Here is a 15,014-nt window from a genome sequence, read left to right as displayed (position 1 = left end):
TCGCTCATGACAGATGACGATGAAGCGGCCTTCGACGAGTTCCTGGCCGCACGGAGCACCTCGCTGCTGCGCACCGCGATCCTGGTCTGCGGAGCGACCGAGCACGACGCCGAGGACCTGGTGCAGCACGCGCTGGAGAAGGTCTACCGGCACTGGCCGCGGATCAGGCGCGACAACCCGGAGGCGTACGCGCGCAAGGTCGTCGTGAACGCGGCGATCAGCAAGGCGCGGCGGCGCAAGATCGTGCAGGAGATCACCTTCGCCCGGCCGCCGGAGACCGCCGCCGACTCTCCCGACCTCGACCTGCGCCACGCGCTCATCAGGGAGCTGCGCAGGCTGCCGCCCAAGATGCGGGCCGTGCTCGTCCTGCGCTACTGGGAGGACCAGTCGGAAGGGAACACCGCGGCTCTGCTCGGCTGCTCGGTCGGCACCGTGAAGAGCCAGGCGGCGCGAGGGCTCGCCAGGATCCGCGAAAACATGACTGTCGCAAAGGAAGTGACCAGATGAGGATCGAGGACGACCTCGCGGACGCCATGGCGGCACAGGTCGCCGACGTGCAGGCCCCGCCGGACCTGGGCAGGTCCGTACGGCGCCGCAACCGCTCCCGCGTGCTCCGCTTCCGCGTGGCGGGCGCGGCGCTCGTCACAGCGGCCGTGGCGGTGGCCGTGCCCGTGGCGCTGAACTCCGGGGAACCCGCCGGCGGGCAGGCCGCGACCGGTCAGGACCGGGCCGTGGTGCGCGACGACGTGACCGTGCCGGACGTGACGGGCAAGCCCGTCGCCGAGGCGGTGCCCCTCCTGCGCGCGGCCGGCCTGCTGGCCGACCCGGCGGCGGAGGAGGTGCGGAACAACCGGGTGATCGCGCAGAAGCCCGCGGCCGGGGAGCAGGTCGCGCCCGGCAGCCATGTCGAGCTCACCCTGGAGCCGCCGCCGGTCACGATGCCGCAGGACCTGGGCGATCTGGGGGACGGGCGGGAGTTCGGCGGCATCCGCCTCGATTACCTGCCGGAAGGGCTCGAATGGGGCAAGTGGTCGGGCAAGGACGGGTTCGGCAAGCACAGCTACACCACCACCTTCGACAAGCCGGGCAATGAGCCGGGGCACTACTCCGTACAGGTGATCGTGTTCGAGGGAGAGGCCGCCCAGAGCGTCCTCGCCCGCTTCCCCGAGGCCGGCGCCGAGACCGTGGACATCGGCGGCAGGAAGGCGCGACTGGCGACGCTCGGCGAGGGCGGCGAGATCGTGTCGGACGGCTCGGAGGGCACGCTCACGATCGCCTGGAAGCTGCGCGACGGGCTCGCGGTCGAGGTGTGCCTCAGCCCCGACTACGTCAAGGACGCGGACGGCCCGGCCGAGGCCAAGAAGATCGCGGAAGGCATCCGCGCGACCGGCTGAACCCGCGGTACGGACGAGGCCTGACGGGGGATCAACCTTGCATGATCCCTGAGGGGCCTGCCGGCATCGGGCAGGGAGGGCGCGCGGCGCTCACGGCACTGGCCTTCGCGATGACAACTCTGATCATCTACGCGCTCTTCTCCTCGGGGTTCGGGCGCCCGCGCCCGGCCCCTGTGGAGAGCCCTGTCATGGTCGGGGCCTCCGTCGCCGAGGCCACCCTCGCGGTGGTCGCCGACGATCTCTGGCTCACCTACCTCCCCGCGGGGCTGGAGCGCAGCGGCGGGGGACGCGTCAAGCCGAAGGGGTCGTGGGCCAGGTTCGGCTCGGCCCAGCGGTTCGTGGAGGCCCAGGTCGAGCCCGCCGCCGACTGGGTGAGCTACACCAGGAAGACCGCCCTGCTCGACGCCCGGCCCGTCACCGTACGCGGCAGGCCCGCGGTGGTCGGCAGGCATCCGGACGGCGGCCGGATGATCATCTGGATGGAACGCTCGGGCACGGGGGCGTGGATCCGGGTCAGCGATTCCCTCGGTGGCGAACTGGTGGCAATTGCTGCCTCAGTCAAGGGTCCTGTAGGAGACTAAGAGCCTTTTCCGTGCGTTTCTTGGGGGGTCGATGCGGCGTCTGGCAGCGGTGCTCCTCATGTTCGCGCTGAGCGGGTGCGGCGCGGACGACGTGCCCGCGCCCGAGGCGATCGCCTCGCCGCCGACGTCCGCGCACGTCCCGCGCAGCGGCGTCTCGCTGTCCTGCGGCCAGACCAAGGTGGGGCTGCCCGTCATGCCCGAGGGGCTGACCAGGGCGGGCTCGTTCGGCCGCCTGGGATCGCTCACCCGGCCGCTGGAGGTCAAGGGCCTGATCTGGCGGCGCGAGGACGAGCAGATGTACGTCGGCGTCGTGTGCGGGGCGCGGACCGCCGAGGAGTTCGTCACGCTGGTCGCCAGGTCGTCGCTGACGGCGTACAAGGGCATGCCGGCGCTGCGCTGGAACACGCGCACCGGCGTGCGCAACTTCATGTGGCTGGAGCGGCCGGGCACCGCGGTCTACATCGCCGCGACGCCCGGCCTGGCCGCCCAGATCAGGCACGTCGCCGCCGGCGTCGCCCTGGACCAGGCACCCTGAACGACTAGTGCGCCTCTGACAGCAGCTTGGCCACGCGGCTGACGCCCTCGACCAGGTCGTCGTCGCCCAGCGCGTACGACAGGCGGAAGTAGCCCGGCGTGCCGAACGCCTCGCCCGGCACCACCGCCACCTCGGCCTCCTCCAGGATCAGCTCGGCCAGCTCGCCGGACGACTGAGGCCGCCGGCCGCGCAGCTCCTTGCCGATCAGCTCCTTGACCGATGGGTACGCGTAGAACGCCCCCTTCGGTTCCGGGCAGAACACGCCCGGGATCTCGTTGAGCATCCGGACCATCGTCTGGCGGCGCCGGTCGAACGCCGTGCGCATCTCCGCCACCGCCGACAGGTCGCCGGAAACGGCGGCCAGCGCGGCCATCTGGGACACGTTGGCGACGTTGGAGGTGGCGTGGGACTGCAGGTTGGTGGCCGCCTTGACGACGTCGGAGGGGCCGATCAGCCAGCCCACGCGCCAGCCGGTCATCGCGTAGGTCTTGGCCACGCCGTTGAGGATCACGACCCGGTCGCCCAGCTCGGGCACGGCCGTGGCGATGCTGGTGAACTCGGCGCCGCCGTACACGAGGTGCTCGTAGATCTCGTCCGTGACGACCCACAGGCCGTGCTCGGCCGCCCAGCGGCCGATCGCCTCCGTCTGCTCGCGGGAGTAGACGGAGCCCGTCGGGTTGCACGGCGAGACGAACAGCAGGACCTTCGTCCGCTCGGTGCGCGCGGCCTCCAGTTGCTCGACGCTCGCCAGGTAGCCGGTGGACTCGTCGGTCACCACGTCGACCTGCACGCCGCCGGCCAGCTTGATCGCCTCGGGATAGGTGGTCCAGTAGGGCGCCACGACCAGGACCTCGTCGCCCGGGTCGAGCAGCGTCGCGAACGCCTCGTAGACCGCCTGCTTGCCGCCGTTGGTGACCAGCACCTGCGACGCCTCGACCGCGTAGCCGGAGTCGCGCCGGGTCTTGTCGGCGATGGCCTGCTTGAGCTCGGGCAGGCCGCCCGCCGGCGTGTACTTGTGGAAGCGCGGCTCGCGGGCGGCCTGGACCGCCGCCTCGACGATGTACTCGGGCGTCGGGAAGTCGGGCTCGCCCGCGCCGAAGCCGATGACGGGCCGCCCTGCCGCCTTCATCGCCTTGGCCTTGGCGTCCACGGCGAGCGTGGCGGACTCGGAAATAGCGGAGATTCTCGCGGAGACGCGGGGTCGGGTGGACATGGGTCCATGGTCCCATGTGCTCGGTGACCTGGGCGATCGGGATTCGGTTCGACGTACCCGGCAATCCCCCGTATGCTTTCGATCGGTCCTTCCGCACAGCATGTCGGCGAGCGGTTCGGTCCAGGCAGTGGGTCGATCAGGGTAGTCTGGTCTAGCGACATAGGGCACTGGCGCAATTGGTAGCGCACCGGTCTCCAAAACCGGCGGTTGGGGGTTCGAGTCCCTCGTGCCCTGCGAGTGCGGTCCGCGCAATAATGGGCGTGTAAGCGCGCCGCAAAACTGCGTTGGATACGACAGATTTCAGGTGAGGACTGTGGCGATCGACACGCGCGGCGAGACCGCAGACAAGCCGAGTGGCGAGAAGAAGACGCGCACTTCGCCTGCCCTTTTCTATCGGCAGGTCGTCAACGAGCTCCGCAAGGTCATCTGGCCGACACGCAAGGATCTCATCACCTACACCACGGTCGTTCTGATATTCGTTCTGATCATGGTGGCGATCGTGTACGGGCTCGACAGTGCCCTGGGTTGGGCAGTCCTCAAGGTCTTCGGCGGCAGCTGATCCAGCCGCCCGCCGGGTGACAGCTGACGGAGTCGCCAGTTCGATACGACGAAAGAGGAAGAGTCACCGTGTCCGAGTCTTCAGTTCCGGCCGGCGAGTCTCGCGAGGAGTGGGACGACGAGCTGGAAGAGGCCACTGAGGAGTCCGCCGAGGAGGCGCTCCAGGAGGAGGCCGAGGTCGCGGAGAGCGACGAGGCAGCCGAGGCTTCCGACGTCGAGGACGAGACGGTTCTTCCCGACGTCGATCCCGTCGAAGAGTTCAAGAGCTCGCTGCGCGGCCTGCCCGGTGAGTGGTACGTCATCCACTCCTACGCCGGTTACGAGAACCGTGTGAAGTCCAACATCGAGAGCCGCAACGTGTCGCTCAACATGGAGGACTACATCTACCAGGTCGAGGTGCCGACGCACACCGTCCAGGAGTTCAAGAGCGGCAAGAAGGTTCCGGTCAAGGAGCGCGTGCTGCCCGGCTATGTGCTGGTGCGCATGGAGCTGACCGACGAGTCCTGGGCCGCCGTGCGCAACACGCCCGGCGTGACCGGCTTCGTCGGCCTGTCCAACAAGCCGAGCCCGCTCAGCCTCGACGAGGTCGCCAAGCTGCTGGCGCCCGAGCCGACCGAAGAGACCAAGAAGGCCGCGGCCAAGACGAGCGCCGGCCCCGCGGTCGAGTTCGAGATCGGCGAGTCCGTCACGGTCATGGACGGCCCGTTCGCCACGCTGCCCGCCTCGGTGAGCGAGATCAGCCCCGAGTCGCAGAAGCTCAAGGTGCTCGTCTCGATCTTCGGCCGCGAGACCCCGGTTGAGCTCTCGTTCAACCAGGTCTCGAAGATCTAGGACAATCACCTACACTGAGACGTTCGGTCGGCCGCCTGATCGCGACCGACAAGAAACCTGCGCGGACTGCCGCTACGGACGCACAACGTGCGGCCCTGGGGCGGCAGCCCAGTGAGCAGGTTTCTTGTCGGCGGGGCGGCATCCGACGTGTCAGGGCCGCAATCCGTTGGCCCTGACAGGCATCGCAATCAGGACCCGGAGAAGGACAAATGCCTCCGAAGAAGAAAATCGCCGCTCTGGTGAAGGTCCAGCTCCCCGCTGGACAGGCCACCCCGGCGCCGCCGGTGGGTACCGCGCTCGGTCCCCACGGCGTCAACATCATGGACTTCGTCAAGCAGTACAACGCTGCGACGGAGGCCCAGCGGGGCAACATCATCCCCGTTGAGATCACCATTTTCGAAGACCGCAGCTTCACCTTCATCACGAAGACGCCGCCGGCGCCCGAGCTGATCAAGAAGGCCCTCGGTCTCGACAAGGGCAGCGCGGTCCCGCACCGCGACAAGGTGGGCAAGCTCAGCCGCGAGCAGCTGCGCAGCATCGCCGAGACGAAGATGCCCGACCTCAACGCCAACGACATCGAGGCGGCCGAGAAGATCATCGCCGGCACCGCCCGGTCGATGGGCATCACCGTCGCCGAGTAACACCCTTTCCCAGACGTCGTGGGAGGGCCCTCGGGCCCGCGTACCACTAGGAGTTAAGCAATGAAGCGCAGCAAGGCGCACAAAGACGCGGCCGGCAAGGTCGACCGCGACAAGCTCTACACGCCCGTCGAGGCAGCGAAGCTGGCCAAGGAGACGTCGACCACTAAGTTCGACGCCACCGTCGAGGTCGCGCTGCGGCTGGGCGTCGACCCTCGTAAGGCCGACCAGATCGTGCGCGGCACGGTCAACCTCCCGCACGGCACCGGCAAGACCGCCCGGGTCCTGGTCTTCGCGACCGGTGAGCGTGCCGAGGCGGCCCGCGAGGCGGGCGCCGACATCGTCGGCGCCGACGAGCTGATCGACGACATCTCCAAGGGCAACCGGCTCAACGAGTTCGACGCCGTGGTGGCCACGCCCGACCTGATGGGCAAGGTGGGTCGCCTGGGCCGCGTGCTCGGTCCGCGCGGTCTCATGCCCAACCCCAAGACCGGCACGGTGACGCCCGACGTCGCCAAGGCCGTCACGGAGATCAAGGGCGGCAAGATCGAGTTCCGCACCGACCGCCAGGCCAACCTCCACTTCATCATCGGCAAGACGTCGTTCGGCGAGCGCCAGCTCATCGAGAACTACGCCGCCGCCCTTGACGAGGTGCTGCGTCTCAAGCCGTCCGCGGCCAAGGGGCGTTACCTGAAGAAGGTCACGTTCTCGACGACCATGGGCCCCGGCGTCCCGGTCGACCCGAACGTCACGCGCGGCCTCACCGCCGAGCTCGACGCGTAACCGCTTTTCTGATTGAGCCTCGCCCGGTTCGGGCGGGGCTCTTTCTTTTTCTACGGCGGGCGGTGGCCGCCGCTCACCGTACGGGGAAGCGGCCTCATCGTGAGCCCTGTGCATCGTCGGCTCCCCACCACGGCCACCCGCGCCTGGGGTTGTCGATGCACGGCCTCACGCTGGGCTGGGCACCCTGATGTGGCTCGGTCGAGGACTCGTGGTGGGTGCGGGCGGCGGCGGCGGTCGTAGGGGCGTGGTGGGTGGGCGGGGCTGAGATGAGTTGTGTGGGGAACGTGTGAGGGGTGTGGGGGATAACCCTGGGTTTTCCCTTATTTGTGAGGGGAAGTCGCTACGGCGATGCCACTTAAACGTAGGGTCAAGACATGCTGAAGCGCACGATAGGACTCACCGCGGCCGGTGCCGCGCTCGTTGTGGCGGCGGTCGCCGGTTGTGGATCGAACGCCCAGCCCATCCAGGTCAACCTGGCCGCCTCAGAGGTGCTCGCGCAGGCCGCGCAGAAGACCGCGGAGGTCACCAGCTACACGGTCGACGCCGTGGTGAACGTCACGCACCCGCAGGAGGGCTCAGGCAAGGTGCAGGGGCGCATGCTCTACCAGAGCAAGCCCCAGCTCGCCGTCGACCTCACCCTGGACACCGTCGACATGGGCGGGAAGAGCCTGCCGGGCGGCGTGCGCGCCGTGCTGCAGGGCGACACCGTCTACGTCAAGGTCGAGGCGCTCAAGGACCTCGTCGGCGCGACCAAGCCTTGGATCAAGGTCCCGCTCAGCGAGATGGGCGACTCCTCGCAGGTGAACGACTACCTGAGCAAGATCCAGCAGTTCGACCTGGGCAACGTGACCAAGCTCGTCACGGCTTCGCAGGACGTGAAGTCGGCCGGCAACGAGAGCGTCAACGGCACGGACACCACGCACTACAGCGGCACGTTCCCGGTGGACGCGGCAGTGCAGCTGCTGCCCGCCGACCAGCAGGAGCAGGCGCGTACGAACCTGGCGGAGCTCAAGGACGTCAAGTTCGACATCTGGGTGGCCTCCGACGGCCTGCCGCGCAAGCTCGCGCTGAACGGCTCCAAGGAGGGCGCCACGCTCGACGCCACCCTGCTCTTCAAGGGCTTCAACGAGCCGGTCACCATCGAGGCCCCGCCCGCTGACCAGGTCGGAGAGATCCCCAAGGGCACGACCAACTGAGAACGATTTGGAAACTCGGCGGCCAGCACGTACTCTGGTCGTTGCCGAAGACCGCCGGTCGTCGTCAGGTGCCTCAATGCCTGGCGACCGAAGGATCCACATCATGTGGACGGCCCGCGCAGGTGTGATGCGAGTTTCCCACATGGTGTGACCCATGTGCGTGAGCCCCGTGTGCGCCCTGCGCCCGGGGCTGTTCTCATTTTCGGGCCTTCGCCGGCGGCACATCTGGAAGGAGGCCCATGGCGAGGGCGGATAAGGCGACAGCGGTTGCCGAGCTCAAGAGTGAGTTCGAAGGCAGCGCCGCCGCCGTTCTGACCGAGTACCGCGGTCTCACCGTCGCGCAGCTCAAGGAGCTGCGTAAGTCTCTCGGTGAGAATGCGAAGTTCGCCGTGGCGAAGAACACCCTGACCAAGATTGCGGCCAACCAGGCCGGATTCTCGGGTCTCGATGACCTGCTCGCCGGTCCGACCGCGATCGCCTTCGTCAACGGCGACGTTGTCGAGGCCGCCAAGGGTCTGCGTGACTTCGCCAAGGCCAATCCCCTTCTGGTGATCAAGGGCGGTGTCCTCGAGGGCAAGACTCTCGACGCCACCGAGATCACCAAGCTCGCCGACCTCGAGTCCCGCGAGGTCCTCCTCGCGAAGCTTGCTGGCGCGCTCAAGGCGAAGCAGAGCGCTGCCGCTGCTGTGTTCGCCGCGCTGCCCACGCAGATGGCTCAGCTGGCCGACGCCCTGCGCGCGAAGCGCGACGAGGCGGGCGAGTAGCACGGGGGTTGCCGCAACACCCGCGGTCCCGTTTCTAGTTTCAGCAAGTCCCGAACGTAAGGAAAAAGCATCATGGCGAAGCTCAGCACCGACGAGCTGCTCGACGCGTTCAAGGAGATGACCCTCCTCGAGCTGTCCGAGTTCGTGAAGCAGTTCGAAGAGGTCTTCGACGTCAAGGCCGCCGCCCCCGTCGCGGTTGCCGCCGCCGCCCCCGCTGGTGGCGCCGAGGCCCCGGCCGTTGAGGAGCAGGACGAGTTCGACGTCATCCTCGAGGCTGCCGGCGACAAGAAGATCCAGGTCATCAAGGAGATCCGCGCCCTCACGTCCCTGGGCCTCAAGGAGGCCAAGGACCTGGTGGACGGCGCTCCCAAGGCCGTCTTCGACGGCAAGGTCAACAAGGAGCAGGCGGAGAAGGCCAAGGCTGCCCTCGAGGGCGCCGGCGCCACCGTCACCGTCAAGTAAGACGGTTTCTGTTCGCTGAGAAGGGGCGGGGACATCCTGGTGCCGGATGTCCGCCGCCCCTTTTTCGTGCCCTGAGCGGCGTCGCTCAGGAGATTCTCATGTCCGTCTCATCGCCTCGCGAAGCGGCTTGCCTAGCGTGCGAGCTGTGGTTACCGAAGCTAAGTCCCGTTGGGCGCTGACCGCCCTGCTCATAGGCACCGGAGTGCTCTACATCTGGGGCCTCGGCGCCTCCGGATGGGCAAATTCGTTCTATTCGGCGGCCGTTCAGGCGGGAAGTCAGAGCTGGACGGCGTTCTTCTTCGGGTCCTCCGACGCCGCGAACGCGATAACCGTCGACAAGACGCCCGCCTCCTTGTGGCCGATGGCGCTCAGCGTGCGGTTGTTCGGGCTCAATTCCTGGGCCATTCTCATTCCTCAGGCGCTCATGGGCGTGGGCACGGTGGCGCTGGTGTACGCGTCCGTGCGCAGGTTGACCAACGTCTGGGCCGGGCTGCTGGCCGGGGCCGTGATGGCGCTGACGCCGGTGGCCGTGTTGATGTTCAGGTTCAACAACCCCGATGCGATGCTGGTGCTGCTGCTGACGGCCGCCGGGTACTTCGTGGTGCGGGCGCAGGAACGCGGGGCCACGCGGTGGCTGGTGCTGGCGGGGGCCGCGATCGGGTTCGCGTTCCTCGCGAAGATGTTGCAGGCGTTCCTGGTGTTGCCGGGGTTCGCACTGGTTTATCTCGTCACGGCGCCGGTGCCGTTCTGGCGGCGGATGCGGCAGTTGTCGCTCGCGGGTGTGGCCATGGTGGTCTCGGCCGGGTGGTGGCTGCTGGCGGTAGCGCTGGTGCCGGCCTCCGCGCGGCCGTACATCGGGGGTTCGCAGACCAACAGCGTGCTGGAGCTGGCGCTCGGCTACAACGGGATCGGGCGGCTCAACGGCGGTGACTACGGCGGGCTGGGCAATCTGAACCAGCAGGCCGGGTGGCTGCGGCTGTTCGACACCGAGGCGGGCGGGCAGATCGCCTGGCTGCTCCCGGCGGCGCTGGTGCTGCTGGCCGCCGTCCCGTGGTTCACCCGGCGGGCGCCGCGGGTCGATCCGGTCCGTGCCGCCCTCTGGGTCTGGGGGAGCTGGCTGATCGTGACCGGGCTGGTCTTCAGCCTGATGCAGGGCATTTTCCACGCGTACTACACCGTGGCCCTGGCTCCGGCGATCGCGGTGCTCGTGGGCATGGGGGCGGCCGTCCTGTGGGAGCGGCGGGCGTACCGGCTGCTGGCGGTGATCACGGCGGGGACGGCCGTGTGGTCGTACGTGCTGCTGTCGCGCAGCGCGGAGTGGAACTCCTGGCTGGGCGTGGTCGTGCTGGCGGCGGGGCTGGGGGCGGCCCTGGCGATGTTGTTCGCGCGCCGTGCCCTGGTCGTGGTGGCCGTCGCGGTGGTGGCGTGCCTGGCGTCCTTGGCGGGGCCGGCCGCGTACGCGGTGGACACGGCCTCGTCGGCGCACACCGGGGCCATCCCGACGGCGGGGCCCTCCACCGGTGGCTTCGGAAGGGGCTTCGGCGGGCCCGGCGGAGGCGGGTTCGGCGCAGGCGGGCCTGGGGGCGGCGGCCAGCAGTTCCGCCGGATGCCCGGGAACGGCTGGTCGGCCGGCAGTCAGGCGTTCCAGGCGCCCGGTGGCCGGGGGATGGGGCGCGGCGGCATGGGCGGCCTGCTCAACGCGGGCACCCCGGCCGCCGAGCTGACCGCGCTGCTGAAGACGGACGCCTCCGCGTACACGTGGGTGGCGGCGACGGTGGGCTCCAACAACGCGGCCGGCTACCAGCTCGCCAGCGGCCGGCCGGTGATGGCGGTGGGCGGCTTCAACGGCACCGACCCCGCGCCGACGCTCGAGCAGTTCAAGCAGTACGTCGCCGAGAAGAAGATCCATTACTTCATCGGCACGGGGATGGGCATGGGAATGGGCGGTCGCAGCACGGGCGGCAGCGACGACGCGGCCCGGATCGCGGCGTGGGTGCAGGAGACCTTCACCGCCACCACCGTCGGGGGGACGACGGTCTTCGACCTCACTTGAGCGAGGCGGCGGCGGTGCGGACCTGGGTGACGGCGCCGGTGTCCATGTAGTCCCTGGTGTGGATGATCCGGCCGTCCCTGATCCTGAGCACGAGCAGGCCCGGGACGGTGATCGACTGGCCGGCGACCGTGATGAACGTGTCCTGCTCCACCAGCACGACCTCCGGGTCGGTCGCCCGGTGGAGCGAGACGCGCCGTACCTCGTCGGGCTTGAACGGGAGCGCGCCCCACATCGCCCGGTACCCGGCGCGGATCTCCTCCCTCCCCTTGAACGGCGCCAGTCCCCCGAACGGGAACTCGTGCAGCGCGTCCTCGGCGTAGAGATCGGCCAGTTCGTCGGCGGACTTGTGGAGCATGGCCGCGTGGTAGGCGGTGACGATCTCTTCGACGGACATGGGGAACCCCTTAGTTCGCTCAACAGGCGTTGACTCAACGAGCGTAGAGCGAAGAGGCGGGATCGGTCAACGCATGTAGAGTCGGGGCGTGGGCGAGAAGGGGCTTCCGCGGGCCGAGCGGCGGCGCAGGAGCGAGGAGAGGATCCTGGGGTCCGCCAGGGCGCTGTTCGCCGAGGTCGGGTTCGAGCGGGCCACCATCAGGGCCATCGCCAAGCGGGCCGAGGTCGATCCCGCCCTCGTGATGCAGTACTTCGGCAGCAAGCAGGAGCTCTTCCAGCGGGCCGTGCAGGCGGCGCCGGTCGCGCACGGCGAGCTGAGCGCCGACGAGGTGGTCGAGCAGGTGCTCGGCACGCTCGGCCTGAAGCTGGGCGAGCTGCCGCAGAGCTCGCTGGCCATGATGCGGTCGATGCTCACGCACCCTGAGGCGGCCGTCTCGGCGCGCAAGGTGCTGGGCGAGCAGATCGACCGGCTGGCCCAGGTCGTACCGGGGGAGAACGCGAGGCTGCGGGTGGCGCTGATGATGATGATCATGCTCGGCGTGACCGTCGGGCATCAGCTGCTCGACCTCGACGAGCTGCGCGGGGTGCCGCAGGAGGAGATCGCGCGGCTGCTGCGCCCCGGCCTGCAGGCGCTCGCCGCTCCGGAGGGCTCATAACCGCGCCGTAACAAGTTATTGGAACGGGTTCCAATTCGGTCGGCCGCCGTTACGGTTGAGAGGCCCCTGAGTACTGCCTGCGATCGGAAGGTGTCCAGTGGGAGTCGAAGTCGTGGTCGACGGGCTGACCAAGTCGTTCGGCCGGCAGGTCATCTGGGAGGACGTCTCGCTCACGCTCCCCGCGGGCGAGATCTCCGTCCTGCTCGGCCCCTCGGGCACCGGGAAGTCGGTCTTCCTCAAGACGCTGGTGGGCCTGCTGCGGCCCGATCGCGGCCACATCTGGATCGACGGCTACGACCTGGCCAACTGCAACGAGAACAAGCTCTACGAGCTGCGCCGGCTGTTCGGCGTGCTCTTCCAGGACGGGGCGCTGTTCGGCTCGCTCAACCTCTACGACAACATCGCCTTCCCGCTGCGCGAGCACACCAAGAAGACCGAGTCGCAGATCCGCCAGATCGTGATGGAGAAGGTGGAGCTGGTCGGCCTGGTCGGCGCGGAGTCCAAGCTGCCCGGGGAGATCTCCGGCGGCATGCGCAAGCGCGCGGGGCTGGCCAGGGCGCTGGTGCTGGATCCGGAGATCATCCTTTTTGACGAGCCCGACTCCGGCCTCGACCCGGTACGGACCGCGCTGCTCAACCAGACCATCGTCGACCTCAACGCCGAGATCGAGGCGACGTTCCTGATCGTCACGCACGACATCAACACCGCCCGTACGGTCCCCGACAGCATCGGGATGCTGTTCAGGCGCGAGCTGGTCATGTTCGGCCCGCGCGAGATGCTGCTGTCGAGCGACGAGCCGGTGGTGCGGCAGTTCCTCAACGCCAGGAGGCACGGCCCGATCGGCATGTCGGAGGAGAAGGACCTCTCCGAGCTGGAGGCCGAGGCCCAGATGGGGCTCGATCCCGGCCTGCTGCCGCCGATCCCCCCACAGCTCATGCCGACCGGCAACAGGATCCGTCGTTCGCAGCAGCCACCGGGGACGTGGCTGGCGGCCAACGGTGTGATCCCGCCGCAGGGGTCGTTCGTGGACGAACGCGGGCGTAACTGGCTGGAGGAGTACCCCCGCCTCGTGAACGCCTACCTCCACGGCGTCCAGTGACCCCTGAATGCCCTATGGGGTGCTTCCAGTCGGTCGGGCGGCGTCAGGCGCTCAGCGGGCAGCTGAGGGCCGCGTAGGGCATATCGGGGAGATCCGGGCTCGTTGCCCGATTTCTGTCACGTCCTCTACCGTCTCGGTTGGTTCGGGGGCTCCAGGACGGAGCCGGGGGTTATGATCCGGCGACCGGCTGGGGAAGGGGTGAGTGACGTGGCAGGACTTGCCGCCCGGCCCGCACGCATCCTGATCGCCGCGCTCAGCGGAGTGCTCGCGGTGCTGGTCGGTACGGGCGTGTGGATCGCCGCGCAGGCGCGCGAGGAGCAGGCCAGGGCAGGCCACAAGCAGGCGGCGCTCCTGGCGGCGGGGACCCACGCGAAGAATCTGGTCTCGCTCGACTACAAGACCGTCGACGTCGACATCAGGCGCATCCTGGACACCTCGACCGGGGCGGCCAGGGCGGAGTACGAGGCCAACGCGGCCAAGCTCAAGTCCACCACGGTCGAGAACAAGGTGGTCCAGCACGGCGTGCTGCGCGCTACCGGGCTGGCCTCCATGGCCGGCACCACGGCCAAGGTACTGGTCGTGGCCGACGTGGAGATCCGCTGGGACGGCTCCAAGAGCCCGCCGCAGGAGCGGTACTACCGGTGGTCGATGGAGCTGACCAAGGTCGGCGGCGCCTGGCTGGTGTCCAAGGCGGTGCAGGTGGCGTGAGGTACCGCTGTGGTCGAAGGTGGTGGGGGTCCAGGTGAGGACGGTCACGATCGTGCTGCTGGGGATCCTCGTGGTGGTGGGCGGGGTGCTGGTGCCCACGATGTGGTTCAACCTGCGCGACCTGCGGGCGGCCGACGCGGCCGGGGCGCAGGCCATGGCGGCGGCCAAGGAGGTGGCGCCCGATTTGCTCTCCTACGACTACCGGACGGTGGAGGAGGATCTGGCCCGGGCGGGGACGCACACGACCGGGGAGCTGACCAAGCACTACAAGGAGCTGACCACGTCCCTGGTGTCCAGGGCCAAGGCGCAGAAGATCGTGCAGACCGTGGCCGTGGCGGGGGCGGCGGTCGAGCGGGCGGAGCCCGATCGCGTAGAGGTTCTGCTGTTCGTGAACACGGGTATGGTCAAGAACGTTCCGGGCGAGACCGCGCCACAGCAACAGTTCACTCAGAACCGGGCCAGGTTCGTCATGGTCCGGCAAGGATCTCGCTGGCTGGTGGCCGACCTGTCCACCCTGCTGGGGACCGCCTGACGCCCTCGGCGCGCCGCTTCGTTCAATTGTTACCAAAAATCAGGTTTAGCGAAGCCAATGGAGCGGGTACCTCAGTCACAGCTACACCGGTTGTCGGCATGGGTTCGGCCCCCGGTGTGACGGAGCGTTAACCGCCCCCGTTCGCGGGTATCGTCTTGGGCCTGGCGGTAGGCGCCCGGTCACACAGGGGAGAAAACCCAGCGTCCGGGCCCCTAGTCGGCTAAAAGTCGGGCTTGTGGGCTTGACGTTTCCGCCTGAACGGGCGATGCTGCGACCAACGTGGAGCATGAAGCGAGAGCGAAGTGGACAGGCGTGTGCCGTTCGGCTACACTGCCCCTTTGCGCTGCCCTTTGACGACCCGCTCCGCTTGCTCACGTTGCGAGGTTGTCTGGCGTGCGTGTAGTCAGTCCGCCGCGAGCCCTCGGAAGGACATCTGTTGGCAGCCTCGCGCAACGCCTCCGCCGTACCCGCTGGTCCCCGTCGCGTGTCATTCGCGCGCATCCAGGAGCCCCTCGAAGTTCCTGACCTTCTCGCTCTGCAGACCGAGTCGTTCGACTGGTTGCTCGGAAACGAGAAGTGGAAGGCCCGGGTAGAGGCGGCTCGCCAGGCCGGGCGCAA

Annotated in this window: 19 protein-coding genes and 1 tRNA gene; 18 read left to right on the top strand and 2 right to left on the bottom strand. The window is 68.6% G+C overall.

The features are described from left to right. Nucleotides 1–6: 6 nt before the first annotated feature. Genes ACIBI9_RS61415 through ACIBI9_RS61400 form a run of 4 tightly spaced genes read left to right on the top strand, consistent with a single transcriptional unit; the run spans nucleotide 7 to nucleotide 2,510 of the window. The gene (locus ACIBI9_RS61415) at nucleotides 7–507 is read left to right on the top strand and encodes a SigE family RNA polymerase sigma factor (protein WP_394502851.1); all 501 of its coding nucleotides are present in this window, start codon (nucleotides 7–9) and stop codon (nucleotides 505–507) included. Further along, nucleotides 504–1,394, top strand: a complete 891-nt coding sequence (locus ACIBI9_RS61410; protein WP_397237331.1) for a PASTA domain-containing protein — start codon at nucleotides 504–506, stop codon at nucleotides 1,392–1,394. The genes ACIBI9_RS61415 and ACIBI9_RS61410 overlap by 4 nt, the downstream gene beginning before the upstream one ends. Nucleotides 1,395–1,435: 41 nt before the next feature. Beyond that, on the top strand, nucleotides 1,436–1,975 hold the full coding sequence (locus ACIBI9_RS61405) for a hypothetical protein (RefSeq protein WP_397237329.1): 540 nt from the start codon (nucleotides 1,436–1,438) through the stop codon (nucleotides 1,973–1,975). Nucleotides 1,976–2,006: 31 nt separating this feature from the next. Next, nucleotides 2,007–2,510: a hypothetical protein gene (locus ACIBI9_RS61400; protein WP_397237327.1), complete on the top strand. Its 504-nt coding sequence runs from the start codon at nucleotides 2,007–2,009 to the stop codon at nucleotides 2,508–2,510. A gap of 4 nt (nucleotides 2,511–2,514) precedes the next feature. Here the strand turns inward: ACIBI9_RS61400 and ACIBI9_RS61395 are convergent, their stop codons facing one another. After that, nucleotides 2,515–3,723 carry a pyridoxal phosphate-dependent aminotransferase gene (locus ACIBI9_RS61395; protein WP_397237325.1) on the bottom strand — a complete coding sequence of 403 codons (1,209 nt, stop codon included), beginning with the start codon at nucleotides 3,721–3,723 and terminating at the stop codon, nucleotides 2,515–2,517. A 161-nt stretch (nucleotides 3,724–3,884) separates the two neighbouring features. Between ACIBI9_RS61395 and ACIBI9_RS61390 the strand changes: the two genes are divergently transcribed. The 9 genes from ACIBI9_RS61390 (at nucleotide 3,885) to ACIBI9_RS61350 (ending at nucleotide 11,008) form a co-directional block, all read left to right on the top strand. After that, nucleotides 3,885–3,957, top strand: a tRNA-Trp gene (locus ACIBI9_RS61390). Between the two features lie 79 nt (nucleotides 3,958–4,036). After that, nucleotides 4,037–4,282, top strand: a complete 246-nt coding sequence (secE, locus tag ACIBI9_RS61385) for a preprotein translocase subunit SecE (RefSeq protein WP_397237323.1) — start codon at nucleotides 4,037–4,039, stop codon at nucleotides 4,280–4,282. A 68-nt stretch (nucleotides 4,283–4,350) separates the two neighbouring features. Then, nucleotides 4,351–5,112, top strand: coding sequence for a transcription termination/antitermination protein NusG (gene nusG, locus ACIBI9_RS61380; RefSeq protein ID WP_397237321.1), 762 nt, complete (start codon nucleotides 4,351–4,353; stop codon nucleotides 5,110–5,112). A gap of 209 nt (nucleotides 5,113–5,321) precedes the next feature. After that, on the top strand, nucleotides 5,322–5,753 hold the full coding sequence (rplK, locus tag ACIBI9_RS61375) for a 50S ribosomal protein L11 (protein ID WP_127939574.1): 432 nt from the start codon (nucleotides 5,322–5,324) through the stop codon (nucleotides 5,751–5,753). A 60-nt stretch (nucleotides 5,754–5,813) separates the two neighbouring features. Then, the gene (gene rplA, locus ACIBI9_RS61370; protein ID WP_394502859.1) at nucleotides 5,814–6,533 is read left to right on the top strand and encodes a 50S ribosomal protein L1; all 720 of its coding nucleotides are present in this window, start codon (nucleotides 5,814–5,816) and stop codon (nucleotides 6,531–6,533) included. A 374-nt stretch (nucleotides 6,534–6,907) separates the two neighbouring features. Beyond that, on the top strand, nucleotides 6,908–7,729 hold the full coding sequence (locus tag ACIBI9_RS61365) for an LppX_LprAFG lipoprotein (RefSeq protein WP_397237319.1): 822 nt from the start codon (nucleotides 6,908–6,910) through the stop codon (nucleotides 7,727–7,729). 239 nt (nucleotides 7,730–7,968) lie between these two features. Continuing rightward, the gene (rplJ, locus tag ACIBI9_RS61360) at nucleotides 7,969–8,493 is read left to right on the top strand and encodes a 50S ribosomal protein L10 (RefSeq protein WP_350733418.1); all 525 of its coding nucleotides are present in this window, start codon (nucleotides 7,969–7,971) and stop codon (nucleotides 8,491–8,493) included. A gap of 72 nt (nucleotides 8,494–8,565) precedes the next feature. Next, complete coding sequence (rplL, locus tag ACIBI9_RS61355; RefSeq protein WP_350733420.1) at nucleotides 8,566–8,955, top strand: 50S ribosomal protein L7/L12; 390 nt, start codon at nucleotides 8,566–8,568, stop codon at nucleotides 8,953–8,955. Nucleotides 8,956–9,100: 145 nt separating this feature from the next. Beyond that, nucleotides 9,101–11,008, top strand: coding sequence for an ArnT family glycosyltransferase (locus ACIBI9_RS61350; RefSeq protein WP_397237316.1), 1,908 nt, complete (start codon nucleotides 9,101–9,103; stop codon nucleotides 11,006–11,008). Here ACIBI9_RS61350 and ACIBI9_RS61345 read toward each other — a convergent pair. Beyond that, nucleotides 11,001–11,402: a nuclear transport factor 2 family protein gene (locus tag ACIBI9_RS61345; RefSeq protein WP_397237314.1), complete on the bottom strand. Its 402-nt coding sequence runs from the start codon at nucleotides 11,400–11,402 to the stop codon at nucleotides 11,001–11,003. The genes ACIBI9_RS61350 and ACIBI9_RS61345 overlap by 8 nt on opposite strands. Before the next feature lie 88 nt (nucleotides 11,403–11,490). On the opposite strand from ACIBI9_RS61345, the gene ACIBI9_RS61340 reads away from it, so the two are divergent. From ACIBI9_RS61340 to ACIBI9_RS61320, 5 genes are all read left to right on the top strand, one after another. Then, complete coding sequence (locus tag ACIBI9_RS61340; RefSeq protein ID WP_397237312.1) at nucleotides 11,491–12,057, top strand: TetR family transcriptional regulator; 567 nt, start codon at nucleotides 11,491–11,493, stop codon at nucleotides 12,055–12,057. A gap of 97 nt (nucleotides 12,058–12,154) precedes the next feature. Next, a complete protein-coding gene (locus tag ACIBI9_RS61335; protein WP_397237310.1) occupies nucleotides 12,155–13,156 on the top strand; it encodes an ABC transporter ATP-binding protein in 1,002 nt (333 codons plus the stop codon). Nucleotides 13,157–13,363: 207 nt separating this feature from the next. Then, the gene (locus tag ACIBI9_RS61330) at nucleotides 13,364–13,864 is read left to right on the top strand and encodes a hypothetical protein (protein ID WP_397237308.1); all 501 of its coding nucleotides are present in this window, start codon (nucleotides 13,364–13,366) and stop codon (nucleotides 13,862–13,864) included. A gap of 34 nt (nucleotides 13,865–13,898) precedes the next feature. Next, the gene (locus tag ACIBI9_RS61325) at nucleotides 13,899–14,396 is read left to right on the top strand and encodes a hypothetical protein (RefSeq protein WP_397237306.1); all 498 of its coding nucleotides are present in this window, start codon (nucleotides 13,899–13,901) and stop codon (nucleotides 14,394–14,396) included. 436 nt (nucleotides 14,397–14,832) lie between these two features. Then, nucleotides 14,833–15,014 (top strand): hypothetical protein (locus ACIBI9_RS61320; RefSeq protein ID WP_397237304.1); only part of this gene is annotated, 182 nt, incomplete at its 3' end.

This window comes from Nonomuraea sp. NPDC050451, assembly GCF_044458585.1.
This window is presented reverse-complemented; position numbering and strand designations above follow the sequence as displayed.